The following is a 12,362-nucleotide window of genomic DNA, read 5'->3' as shown; positions in this document are numbered from 1 at the left end:
CGCTCATGCCGATTCCCGTTTCGATCCCGCGCCTCGGCTGGAACATGGAAGAGGGCGTCTTCGTCGAGTGGCTCAAGGCCGACGGCGACGCCGTCAAGTCCGGCGATGCGGTGTTCCGGCTCGAAGGCGAAAAAGCGACCGAAGACGTTGAGAGCCTCGATGTAGGCACCCTTCACATCCCCGCGACCGGCCCGAAACTCGGCGACCGGCTCGCGGTCGGCGCGGTGATCGGCTATTTACTGCAAGCGGGCGAAGCGCCGCCAACGGGAGCCCCGCCGACGAACGGCGAAAGCACGCACGCACCGCCGACCGCGGAGGCTGCTGAGAGTCCGCCCACGGCGAGCGAAAACGCGCAACCGCTCGCGGAGCGAGCGGGCCACGCGGAAGAGGCACCCACACTCACCGCGATCACGCCCCGCGCGCGTCGGCTTGCGGCACGCACGGGCACAGATGTGTCGCACGTGCGAGGCACCGGGCGCAACGGCCGCGTGCGCGAACGCGACATCGCCGCGCTTGCGCCTCCAGCCCCCTCGCAAGGCACGGTTCCGCTTACGGCGACGCGCCGGGCGATTGCTGCCAAGATGGTGGAGAGCCGGCAGACAACGGCGCCCGTCACACTGACCGCACAGGTGGACGCGACCAACCTCGTGAACCTCCGCGAGCAGTTCAAAGCGGCCGGGAGCGAACGGGTTCCGTCATACACCGATTTCCTCGTGAAGTTCGTTGCGGTCGCGCTTCAGAAGCACCCCGCACTTGCAGCACAATGGACCGATACGGGAATCGTGCCCGCCAAGAGTCTCGATATCGGGATCGCGGTCGATACCGAAACGGGATTGCTCGTGCCCGTTGTTCGCAACGTACCCGCCCTCGGGTTACGGCAACTCGCGGAGCAAACGAGCCAGTTGATCGACCGTACCCGGCGCGGCGCGCTTTCCGCACGCGACATGCAGGGCGGGTGCTTCACGGTCACGAACCTCGGCGCGTTCGGGATCGATGCGTTCACGCCGATCATCAACGCGCCGGAGTGCGCGATTCTCGGTGTGGGCCGCATCGAGCGCCGACCGGTGATGGACGGCGACCGCGTCGTCGGGCGCGATCTGCTCGTGCTGAGTCTCACGTTCGACCACCGAATCGTCGACGGCGCGCCGGCCGCTCGTTTCCTGCAAACGCTCACGCAGTGCGTCGAGAACCCGGCCCCGTGGGTATCGAGTTGAGGGCGAATTGATGAAGTGTGACCTGAACGGGACGGTGAGCCTCGTGACCGGATCGGCCCGCGGAATCGGGCAGGGTATCGCGGACCGGCTCGCGCACAACGGCAGTGTCGTTTACTACACCGACCTCGTGCTAGCCGAAGCGCAAGCCGCAGCCTCAGTGACCCCCAACGGGCGCGCGCTCAAACTCGATGTGACGAAGCCGGCCGAGATCGCGTCGGTGGTTCAGCAGATCACGGCCGAGTGCGGGCGGCTCGATGTCCTCGTGAATAACGCGGGCGTGAACACGATGGCCCACCGCGTTACCATCGACTCGTTCCCGCGCGAGGAGTGGGATCGCATTCTCGCGGTGGACCTGACCGGTCTTTACGAGATGAGCAAAGCGGCGGCAGCAGTGATGCGCGAGCACAAGCGCGGGCGCATTATCAACATCGCGTCCATCGCGGGACTGGTGCCGCTGCGGTTGCAGTGCGCGTTCGTTGCGGCGAAGGCGGGCGTGGTGAACCTCACGCGCGCAATGGCACTGGAATTGGGGTCGCACGGAGTTCTGGTGAACGGAATCGCCCCCGGCTCGACGCTCACCGAGGGCACGCGGAAACTCTTCTACGGCGACGACGGGTTGTTCAAAGAGTCCGTTCAGCGGATGCTCGACCACGTCCCGCTCGGGCGCCCCGGCACCGTGGACGAGATCGCGGTCGCGGCGCTGTTCCTCGCCGACCCAGAAAACAGCTACATGAACGGCCACATCCTCACCGTGGACGGCGGGTGGACGGCCGGTTATACCCGCGACTTCTGATTTCACGCGCGGCCGGGTCACTTCTTCTTCGGCGCGCCCTCCACGACTATCGTGATGGGTACCGCGGCGTAGGTCGGGGCCGCGCGCGGCACGACGTTACCCGGTTGCTTCGGTTGGGGTGCTGCGCTTTGCCCGCGAAGCACCAGCGTGTGCGTGCCTGGAGGTAGGGCGGGCGGCACGTCCACGCTGATTTTAATTTCGGTACTCGCGGGTTGAGCGGTGCCGACCGCCGGGAGCGGCTGATTCCCCTGCTGACGCGGACCAAAATTCGGCGTGGCCGCGAAGATCTGGATGGCGTCTTTGAATTTGGCGTCGCGGTTCACCTTCAGCGTTACTTCGATTTTACCCGCCTTCGGAATCACCTGCGGTTCGACCGGCGTGAGCGTGAACGGCGCGTCCCCGCGGATCGCAAGTGCCAACCCGTCTCCGCGGTCCATGCGCGTAATCATCGGGCTGTTCGGAACTTGGTTCGGTTGCAACCCGGTCGCGGGCCATGTCACGGTGAACGGCCGGGCGGTGCGGGTCCGCTCGCCGCTCGTGGCGTAAATCGTGACGAACCCCTCCCATTCGTCGGCGTCCTTATCGCACACTAGCGCGAGCGTACCTCGAATTTGCCCCGGGCCGATCACCTGCTTCGGGCACTTCACGCCTTTCGGCAGCATACCCGCACTCAGCTCGATCGCGTCGTTAAAGCCGTCGAAGCGGAACACGAACACCGCGTACACCGTGCCGCCGCCCTTTGTGAGCGTGCCGGCGTCCGGAAGGTGTGTCGAGAACGGCATCACCGCGATTCGGAAGTCGGGTTTCTCCTTCGCGATGCGCAGGACGTACTGATCGCGCACCCCGAACTGCACGCCGGCCTCGCGCGTGGACACCATCACCTTGTAGGTGCCGTCCGCGGGCACGGCGAAGCGGTAGCGCGCGGGGTCGTCGCCCTTCGTGTGGAACTGGTTCGGGCTGAGCGTGTCCGCGCCGTCGTCCTGTTCGGTAATCACTTTCCCTTTGGCATCGGTGAGGACGAAGTACGCGTCCACCGGCGAACCGATGCGCTCCGCGAACACTTCGAGCGTCCACACCTCTCCCCTCTTCGCCGCGAAACTGTACCAGTGCCGCTCGTTCTTCTTCGCGATGCGCCCCGCGACGTCGCACGGCGCCTTCACCTCTTGCGCGTCGGCCGCCGTGCCGTTTTTCGCGTTGTCGAGAACAACCGGTGTTTGGGGCGCGAGGAGCAGGTTCCCACCGGGTGCGGAACGCGGGTGATCGACGGCGTCGATCATGGCCGTGGTCGGGGAGGTGAGCCGGCTCGATTGCAGTTTGCCTTCGAGGTCACGCCCTTTGATGTCGATCTTGCTCGCCGGCCCGTTTCGGGTGAACGGCGTGACCGCGTCGGTTTCGAGCGGCGGGACCAGCGCGTCGACCCACCCGCCGGCGGTCACCGTCAGCCGGTAGAAGTGGTCCGGGCCGCCGGTGGTGTACGCGAACTGCGACACGCGAACGAGATATTCCCCGTCGGTCGGTGCCTTGAAGTCGAGAACCGCGTCGCCGCCGCGGTAGCCGCGGTTCGAGGCGAGCGGCTTGCCGTCCGGTCCGCTCACCATCAGGTCGGCCTGCATCTTGCTATCGATGCTCGTTGTCAGGCAGTACACGACGATGTTCTGCCCCGCTTTCGCCTTGAACGCTGTGTAATCGACATCGGTTGGCGCACTAATGATGCCATTCACCGTCGTCTCGATTTCGATCTTCTGCGCCTGGCCCACGTCATTATTTGGTTCTACCTCGGTCACGTCCGTCCCGCGGCCCACAACGAACGCGCGGGGGTTACTCAGCCCGCTCTTGCTCACGACGCGGACGTCGTACATACCGCTCGCGTCCTTCGGAGCGGTGACTTTGAACTTCACCGCGGTTGAGGGCGGACCGGGTTGCGGTTGCTTCGGAGCCGGCGCGGTGCCGACCCGTTCGGCGGTGAATCCCTTCGCACTGAAGAGCAGTTTCTCGTTGCCGTCGAACCCGTTGCCCGAGAACGTGACTTCCACCGTAGCGCCGGCCTTTGCACCGGGCGGGAACACCGTGAGCACCTGCGGGCCGGATTGTGCGCTGGCGTATCCCGCAAAGAGCAACCCGACGAGCGCGGCAACCGTGCGACGGAACATGGCAGCTCCTCTCAGAGGTGCTTGCAGCGTACCCGGGATAGGAACTGCGGACAAGTTGCTGCGCGACGAGACGGCAAGACAAAAACGGCACGGGACGGCCGCGATTCTGTGAGGGGTACTCGGTGACCGAGAACTTCTTGGGCGGGGTGCGCGTGCGGCTCGGGGCAGGTGAACAAACTGTGGCGCTGGCGGATTGATCGCCACAACCGGCGGACGCGGAAGAATGATGGGTGTGTAGCCTAACGGTCAAGAAGCCGTGGACCCGACCGGATCAAGAGTGAAGTTGTGAGGTTGTTTGCGGAAGAAGAGTGGAGTGAAATCAGCAGCTCTCGCCTCACTTTTGCAGAGATGCCATTGATCGGCTCCCCGCAATATCGACACAACTTCTGGCAAGTGTTATTGCCAGAAGTTGTGTCGATATTGCGGGGAGCTTTCTGAGATCCAGAGGGTTGAGGTTCGGCCTTTGCCGCAAACCCTCTACTAACTTCAAGTGCCGGAGACAGGACTTGAACCTGCACGGGATTGCTCCCGCCAGCCCCTCAAGCTGGTGCGTCTGCCAATTCCGCCACTCCGGCATGGAATCGCTCTTCGGAAATTATTGCGGGTACAAGTCAGTTTTCAAGAGGAAGGCGCGAATCTCCTGTCATTCGTTGAGGAAGTTCGCCACCGCGTCCGCGGTCGCACGGGGGTGCGTGTACTGCGGGTAGTGGCCACAATCGGCGAATTCGACCCGGCGCACGTTCGGTAAGTGGGTCGCCAGAACCGCTTCGCGTGCGTGGGGAACGATGCGGTCCCGGTCGCCGCTTATCAGGAGAGCGGGCGTGCGGATCGTTGGTAACAACGCCCGCAGATCGAGCGTATCGAGGGCAACGGCCCGGCGACACGCGGCGCGGATCGGCGTGTGCCCGTTGCAGTGGAGGAACAGCGCGCGCGAAAGCGGCGAGCACCCGCTCCACGTCGCGGGATCGGCCCGCCGCATCGCGAACTCCCGGAACGGCAACTCACACAACCGACCGGTCCAGTACCGCCCCTGACGCGCGCCGAGCCGCTCGTACCACTTCAGTGGACGGTACGCGAACCCGCCCTTCAGCACGCATTTCGTGAATCGCTGCGGAGCCGCCGCAAGAGCCGCGAGCGCGACCGTTGTTCCGAACGACGAGCCGAGCAGCGCGACGCGATCAAGTTCCAGGTGATCGAGGAGCGAAAAGAGATCGGAAGCGAAGTCGCGGTGGTGGTAAGCGCCGAGTTTCGCGCCGTCGTCGAGACCGTTGGGGAGTTCGTAGGCGATGCAGGTGAAGTGAGCCGCGAGCCGGTGCATCACCATCGCGAACCCGCGGACCGCGTCCGAGAGGCCGTGAATGATGACGAGTGGCGGGCCGTGCCCCCACGTCGCGAACCGCATGGCGTAGCGGCCGGTGTCGAACGTGGCGCGCGTCGCGTGCTGGTCGAACGCCGCAATCGCAGCGCGACAGGAATCGTCGGTCACGTCGGGGAGCGCGGACATTGGGAAAACCGCCCGGTGCGACCCGCTCACCGGGCGGAGCGGGCAGGTTACTTGACTTCTTCGACCCGCCAGAGCTGCTTCTTCGACTTCTCGTCGGCCTTCTTCTGAATTAGCTGCCCCTCGCCGTCAACGTCCAGCACCAGCCCGCTCGACTTGCTCTTGATCTGGCGCTCCTTGCCGTCGCCGACCCACGCCCACCGCTGGTTGTCGGTACCCTCGGTCTTATCGTCCCAAATGATGATGTCCCCGCCCTCTTCTTTCGAGTCGTCGTTCACGTCCAGCACCTTGCCGCTCTTGCGGTTCACCAGTTTGAGGTGCGTACCGTCCTTCTCCAGTTTCCACTGTTGGGCCTTGTTGTCGTCTTCGAGCTTGGCGAGCACGGCACGGGCACTGGCCTCTTCTTTCGAGTCGTCGTTCACGTCCAGCACTTTGCCGCTCTCCACGTTTACGATCCGCACGAATTTGTCGTCGGCCGCAACGGGCGCGGTGAACAGGGCACAGGCCGCCAGAGTAGCGAGCGCGCGGAACATGGAGATCCTCCTGATTGGCGCGTGAGAGGTGCGGGAGAGCAACTTGGGGACAACGGACCAAAGACGTGCAGCGTGGCCCCAAGTCGCGGTGATTCTATGCCAAAGTCGGTACGAAGGGCAATGCGCTGTGCAACTCCGACGTGAGATTCACCGAATCGTCACAGTGTGCCCTGAAGTGCCCGAGGCAGCCGGTTCCGACTTCTATCGTGGACCCGAGTCGTTCACGAACGCCGCCCGGAGGTTATCTCGGGGCGGAACGCAGGTTGATTCAGACCGCCCCGAGATAACTCCGGGCGGCGAAAAGAACAACGACACGGGGGACGCAATCAGGGCTCCGCACGGATTGGCCTTGGGTAAGGTGTAGCGTTTGGGTATGCGTGCAGCTCCAAGCGAGGAACTGTATATGTCCCGTTCACTGGTCGAGCGGTTGGCCGAGTTGCCGGATCCGCGGAGCCGTCACGGGCGCCAGTACCCGCTGGTGGGGCTGTTGACCCTGTGCCTCGTGGCGGTGATGGCCGGGCATACCACGCCCGAGGCGATTGCGCAGTTCGGTCGGCTGCGGCAGAAGCGACTGGGGCACGCGCTGGGGTTCAGGAACGGGAACATGCCGTGCCCCAACACCATCGCCGGGTTGCTGCGGAACCTGGACCCGGACCACCTGGACCGGATCATCGGCGCGTGGCTGGGGGAGCGGCATCCCGAGGGGTGGGAACACATCGCGTTGGACGGCAAGCGGTTGCGGGGCTCCCGGGACGGCGAGGTACCGGGCGCGCACCTGCTGGCCGCGTATGCCCCGGGCGCCGCGGCCGTGGTCGCCCAGATGACGGTCGAGGCCACCACCAACGAGCACAAGGCGGCGCTGCGGTTGTTGGGCGTGTTGCCCCCGCTGGGCGGAGCCGTGGTCACCGGGGGCGCCATCTTTACCCAGCCGGACGTGTGCACCGCAGTCCAAGACCGGGGCGGGGACTACATCCTGTACGCCAAGAGCAACCAAGGTACGCTGCACGCGGACCTGGAAGCCACGTTCGCCACCGGCGCCGGGGGCGACTTTTCCCCCCGGGTTACAGCGCCTGTGGGACCGGGATGCCGGTACCGCGTGTGAGTTGAGCAAGGGGCACGGGCGGATCGAGCGGCGGACCATTACCACCACCACGTGGCTCAACGAGTACCTGACCCGGTGGCCCGGGGTGCAACAGGTATTCCGGCTCGAGCGCACCCGCCGGGTCGGTGGGAAAGCAACCGTGGAGATGGTGTATGGGATCTCCAGCCTGAGCCCGGTGGCTGCGCCACCGGATGCGTTGCTCGGGTACACCCGCACCCACTGGGGGATCGAGAGCTTGCACCACATCCGCGACGTGACCCTGGGCGAGGACCGGTGCCGGGTCCGCCGGGGCGCGGCACCGCGGGTACTGGCGTCACTGCGGAACGTCGCCGTGTACCTGCTACGGCGCCTCGGTGCCGGCACCATTGCAGCGGCCGTTCGGACCATCGTTGCCACACCCGAACGGGCACTGGCGGCGCTTAATCAGCCAGTTTCAATCTCTGAGTAGCCCTGGGGACGCAATCGCTAGCAGTTTCACCCGCGGCGGAGCGCCGCAGAGAAGGTCTCGGAACCGACCGCCTGTGGCTCTTCGACCGCCAAATGTTCGTGCGGTCGCTTTTGGCTTACTTCGACCCGACAGAGCTGATATCCGGGATACCCTTGAAAATCTCCTCATTGACCCACTTCGAGACCGCCTCTTTTGTCCGCGCGCTCGCGTGCGGGGCGGTGACGATGAAACCGCTCTGGCCGTCTTTCTGGCCGAAATCAATGCGCGCCCCCTGCGCCAAGTGGCGCTGGCTCTTCAATATGAGGCACGGCACCCCATTGGCGACGAACTCGAAATCCCGATCGGTCGGCGGTCCCGTGTCGATGTCCAGTTTATTCTGGAAACCGGTACACCCGCCCGGCGCGAGCGTGTATCGGAGCCACCAGCGTTTGAGTTCCAAGTCGTCGATGTGCCGTTTCACCGTCCGAGCCGCGTCCGGCGTAATTTCCAAGTAGATCAGTTCTCGTGGGGGCGGCGCCAGTTCCAGAGTCGCGCCCGCGAGTACGGGTGAGGCACTTGCGGGCGCGGGGGCCGGTGCGGGAGTCGCGTCGCCGACGATCTCAGAGCACCCCGCGAACAACGCGAGAAGAGGGACGAAGCAGATCCCGATTCGGGCGCGAATCATGGGCACGATCTCATTCAGGAGTGAATCGACCCAATGATACCGAGTGTGATCGGCACTGCAATTACTTCTTCTTTGGTTCCGGCTCCTTGGTCGCGAAGCCGGGGCTGGCGTTGAACGCCTTCACCAGCGCGCCGTCCTTCACCTTCCACACCGCGATCCCGCCGTCGTAGCTCCCGCCCGCGACGAGTTCCCCGTCCGGGCTGAACGCCACCGTGTAAACGTAGTCGGTCAGCCCGGCCAGCGACTTACCGGCCGCGAGCGTGTCCATGTTCCACAAGCGGACCGTTTTGTCGGCGCTCGAGGTCGCGAGCAGCGGCTGCTTCGGGTTGGCGACGATCTTGAACACGTCGTCGCCGTGCCCGCCCGCGTTCTTCACCTGCTTGCCCTCGCCGTTCGGCTTCCACGTGCGGAGCTGCTTATCCGCCCCCACCGAGAACCCGGCGCTGCCGTCCGCCTTCACCGCGACCCCGTACACAATGTTCTGGTGCTCGGGGAACGTGACGACGGACTCCTTCCCCTTCACGTCCCACACCTTCGCGGTCTTGTCGCGCCCGGCCGTTAGCAGGAACTTGCCGTCGGCGGACAGGGCGCACCCGAGCACCCAGTCCGCGTGGTTCTCGACCGTTTGGGTCAATTTCGCCTTGTCCAAGCCTTCCGAGAGATCGAAGACGCGAACGGCGCGGTCGCACCCGCCGGCCGCGAGCGTCTTGCCGTCCGGCGTGACCGCGAGGCACAGTACCGAGTCTTCCACATCGAAGAGGTGCTTGATGAGCACGGCCTTGTCGTTCACGCCGTCGAGAATCGTGACGCCGTCCTCGGACTTGCCCTTCGCGTTGATGTCGTACACGCGAACGTCGCCCTCCTGACCCGGGCGCCCGCCGGCCACGGCGAGCTTGCCGTCTGGGAAAAATGCCAGCCCGTAGGCGCGCTCGGCCCGCGTGTAGATGCGCGTCGCGAGCTTGCCGGTTGCGATGTCCCAAACGGTCAGCTCGTGGTGCCCGCCGACGACGAGGTGCTTGTTATCGGGCGTGAACGTGATCGCGTTCACGATGATCGCGAACGGGTACGCCTTCGGCGGCACGGGCGGCTTCCACCGCACCCGCAGTTCCTTCACCAGGTCCGCTTTCGGATCGAGTCCCGCGTCGAGTTTGGCCCCTTCCTTGATCCACTGGGCCACGATCGCGGCCTTGTCCTTCGGTACCGCTTCGCCCTTGTCGCGGGGCGGCATCCGGCGCTGTTCGGTCGTCACGATGAGCGCGTGGAACTCGCTCAGGTCCGGTTTCCCCGGCACCACCGGATCGCCGTTCACGCCCCCGGCGCGGATCTTCTCGTAGGTGGTCATGTCGTACTTGCCGGACTTCTTCTTCGCGTCGTGACACGCGAAACAATTTTCCTTCAGTACGGGCGCAACATCGATGATGAAACTCACTCCCTTGGCGGGCGCTTCCGCCGCGCTTTCGGTCTTGTTTCCCTGTGGCTTCTTCTCGGGTTGCGCGGAAGCCGTCTGGGAAGCGGAAAACAGCAGCGCGCACGCCACGGCGCGGGCGGTACGCGAACGGAACCAGCGCGGCATTGGGAGGGTCTCGTGGAAAGTGAGAGTGGGGCAGGATGAAAAGAGTGTACCGGACGCGGGACGAGGGATCAACGAGCGAAATCGCGTGTACCGGAGAGGTGCGGTGAACGCGAGTGTGCGCACCCACGCGCATTTCTACTCGGACCGGTAACTCTGACAGAGCGATGAACGCCCACCAGCGCATTTCGACAAAATGCCGCTACGGACTCGCACGCGCATTTTCTCCCCGTTTCGCCTATATTGCCATTCGCAGTCGGGAGTTCGGACATTCGAGTTCCCGTTCGCGACCCGTCCGCCGACTCGTCAGAAAAAATTTCCGATCCGAGTGAACGGACACTTGGTCGGCATTAGTTTTGCAACTTACATCGCTATCCAATGCGGGTTCCCCGCATGATTGGCTGGTTGACTCGTGACGGATCGCGTGGAACGGTGCTGCCACCGTTTCGAGCCACTGTCCCTATCGCCTGAACAACGATCCGTTCGTTGCCACCCCGTCGCCCCATCTAGACCTGCGAGGTCCAATCACATGGGCTGGAGCAAGGAACGTTTGGAAGAAGTCGCACGCACACGCCTGGGCGGCGCCAAGTTGATCGTGGTCGCGAACCGCGAGCCGTACATCCACCGGTACAAGGACGGCGAGGTCGAATGGATTCGGCCCGCGGGGGGCCTGACCACGGCCCTCGATCCGGTGATGCAAGCGTGCGGGGGCGTGTGGGTCGCGCACGGGTCGGGCGACGCCGATCGCGCGGTGACCGACGCGAACGGGCGCGTGGGCGTTCCCCCGGACGACCCGAACTACGTGCTGCGCCGCGTGTGGCTCACCAAGGACGAGGAGGAGGGCTACTACTATGGCACCGCCAACAGCATGTTGTGGCCCCTGTGTCACCAGGTTTTCGCGCGCCCCGCGTTCGATCCCAAGCACTGGGAAACGTACCGCAAGGTGAATGAAACGTTCGCGCGGGCGGTTCTCGAAGAGGCCGAGGGCGGCCCGGCGCTCGTCTTCGTGCAGGACTACCACTTTGCACTACTGCCGCGGTTACTGAAGGCCGCGCGCCCGGACCTGGTGACCGCGCAGTTCTGGCACATCCCGTGGCCCGGACCGGAAAAGTTCCTCGTGTGCCCGTGGGCCAAGGAACTGCTCGACGGGATGCTCGGTAACGATCTGCTCGGGTTCCACACCCAACACGACTGTAACAACTTCTTTGACACCGTGGACCGGGCGCTAGAATGCCGCATCGACCGCGAACGGTTCGCGGTCCAACGCGGGGGGCAGGCCACGACCGTCCGCCCGTTCCCCATCAGCGTCGATCCGGCACTGGCGGATGAGTACCTGGGCGACGACTGGGAGAGCCGGGCCACAGCGCTGCGCAAGAAGCACCGCCTCGGGGACCGCGCCCTGATCGTGGGCGTGGACCGCGTGGACTACACGAAGGGCATCCCCGAACGGCTCCAGGCCGTGGACCGGTTGCTGCACAAGCACCCGGAGTTGAAGGGGCAGTTCCACTTCGTGCAGGTCGGTGCGCCTTCGCGCACGCACATCCCCGCGTACCGGGACTTGACCGAAGAGGTGAACGCGCTGGCCGAGCGCATCAACTGGGAGCACGGGACCGATGAGTGGCAGCCGGTGGTGTTCCTGAACGAGCACCACGGCCCGGACGACATCTTCGTGCTGTACCGCACGGCCGCGGGGTGCATCGTCAGTTCCTTGCACGACGGCATGAACCTCGTTGCGAAGGAGTTCGTGACCGCGCGCGGGGACGATCGCGGGGTGCTGGTTTTGTCTCAATTTACGGGGGCCGCACGCGAACTACCGGACGCGGTGCTCGTGAACCCCTTCGATGTGGAGGAGATGGCTGACGGGTTATATGCGTCGCTCACAATGTCCGGATCGGAGCAAGAGCGCCGGATGCGCCGGATGCGCGCCCAGGTGGACGACCACAACATCTACCGTTGGGCCGGGATGCTGTTATCGGAAGTGGGCAAGCGCGTCCCGGACCCCGTTCCCGTTCCGGCCGTCGAGCCGGAAGTCGAAGAGGAGTCGGAACCTGCGCCGACCGCACGAGAGCGGCGCCAAGAACAACGAATCGCCCGCGAAACGTATCTGACCGCGATGCACCTCGCGAGCGCGGGCGTGTAACGGTACAGGAACAAACAGTCGTCGCCTTGTGATTAGTTAGACAAAGTTTCTCACAGCTTGTTAATAGATAGCGAGAGCCGGCCTCGTGCCGGTTCTTTTTGTTCGCGTTTGTATCGATTCGTGTAAGGCGGCAAAAAAGCGATGGTATAATTCCGTGTGGCAGTGCGCACCTGTAACTGCTTATCCCTCCCGCTTGGTGAGCACCCCGTAACACCGCGGGTCGGACCTTCCGTGACGAGCACTTTTT

At 64.6% G+C, this 12,362-nt stretch carries 10 protein-coding genes and 1 tRNA gene; 5 read left to right on the top strand and 6 right to left on the bottom strand.

Features of this window, described 5'->3' with window-relative positions:
• Positions 1 to 5: 5 nt before the first annotated feature.
• Together J8F10_RS21930 and J8F10_RS21925 are read left to right on the top strand one after the other, a co-directional pair.
• On the top strand, positions 6 to 1,214 hold the full coding sequence (locus J8F10_RS21930; RefSeq protein WP_210657435.1) for a dihydrolipoamide acetyltransferase family protein: 1,209 nt from the start codon (positions 6 to 8) through the stop codon (positions 1,212 to 1,214).
• Between the two features lie 10 nt (positions 1,215 to 1,224).
• Positions 1,225 to 2,007, top strand: coding sequence for an SDR family NAD(P)-dependent oxidoreductase (locus J8F10_RS21925; protein WP_210657432.1), 783 nt, complete (start codon positions 1,225 to 1,227; stop codon positions 2,005 to 2,007).
• A 17-nt stretch (positions 2,008 to 2,024) separates the two neighbouring features.
• Here the strand turns inward: J8F10_RS21925 and J8F10_RS21920 are convergent, their stop codons facing one another.
• From J8F10_RS21920 to J8F10_RS21905, 4 genes are all read right to left on the bottom strand, one after another.
• A complete protein-coding gene (locus J8F10_RS21920) occupies positions 2,025 to 4,157 on the bottom strand; it encodes a PPC domain-containing protein (protein ID WP_210657430.1) in 2,133 nt (710 codons plus the stop codon).
• 491 nt (positions 4,158 to 4,648) lie between these two features.
• A tRNA-Leu gene (locus J8F10_RS21915) sits at positions 4,649 to 4,732 on the bottom strand.
• 68 nt (positions 4,733 to 4,800) lie between these two features.
• Entirely contained in the window at positions 4,801 to 5,661 is an 861-nt protein-coding gene (locus J8F10_RS21910) for an alpha/beta fold hydrolase (RefSeq protein ID WP_210657428.1), read from the bottom strand.
• A gap of 47 nt (positions 5,662 to 5,708) precedes the next feature.
• Positions 5,709 to 6,191 (bottom strand): RICIN domain-containing protein, encoded by a 483-nt coding sequence (locus J8F10_RS21905; protein WP_210657426.1) that lies wholly within the window; start codon positions 6,189 to 6,191, stop codon positions 5,709 to 5,711.
• Positions 6,192 to 6,594: 403 nt separating this feature from the next.
• Here J8F10_RS21905 and J8F10_RS39950 point away from each other — a divergent pair, with 403 nt between their 5' ends.
• A complete protein-coding gene (locus J8F10_RS39950) occupies positions 6,595 to 7,293 on the top strand; it encodes an ISAs1 family transposase (protein ID WP_210653680.1) in 699 nt (232 codons plus the stop codon).
• 1 nt (position 7,294) lies between these two features.
• Complete coding sequence (locus J8F10_RS39945) at positions 7,295 to 7,741, top strand: ISAs1 family transposase (protein ID WP_210653679.1); 447 nt, start codon at positions 7,295 to 7,297, stop codon at positions 7,739 to 7,741.
• A 115-nt stretch (positions 7,742 to 7,856) separates the two neighbouring features.
• On the opposite strand, the gene J8F10_RS21890 is transcribed toward J8F10_RS39945, so the two are convergent.
• Both J8F10_RS21890 and J8F10_RS21885 read right to left on the bottom strand, forming a co-directional pair.
• Complete coding sequence (locus tag J8F10_RS21890; protein WP_210657424.1) at positions 7,857 to 8,405, bottom strand: HesB/IscA family protein; 549 nt, start codon at positions 8,403 to 8,405, stop codon at positions 7,857 to 7,859.
• Between the two features lie 61 nt (positions 8,406 to 8,466).
• Positions 8,467 to 9,978 (bottom strand): c-type cytochrome domain-containing protein, encoded by a 1,512-nt coding sequence (locus J8F10_RS21885; protein ID WP_210657422.1) that lies wholly within the window; start codon positions 9,976 to 9,978, stop codon positions 8,467 to 8,469.
• Between the two features lie 526 nt (positions 9,979 to 10,504).
• Between J8F10_RS21885 and J8F10_RS21880 the strand changes: the two genes are divergently transcribed.
• Entirely contained in the window at positions 10,505 to 12,115 is a 1,611-nt protein-coding gene (locus tag J8F10_RS21880; protein WP_210657420.1) for an alpha,alpha-trehalose-phosphate synthase (UDP-forming), read from the top strand.
• Positions 12,116 to 12,362 lie beyond the last annotated feature (247 nt).

Origin of the sequence: Gemmata palustris (assembly GCF_017939745.1) — a bacterium.
In the GTDB taxonomy this organism is placed as follows: domain Bacteria; phylum Planctomycetota; class Planctomycetia; order Gemmatales; family Gemmataceae; genus Gemmata; species Gemmata palustris.
This window is presented reverse-complemented; position numbering and strand designations above follow the sequence as displayed.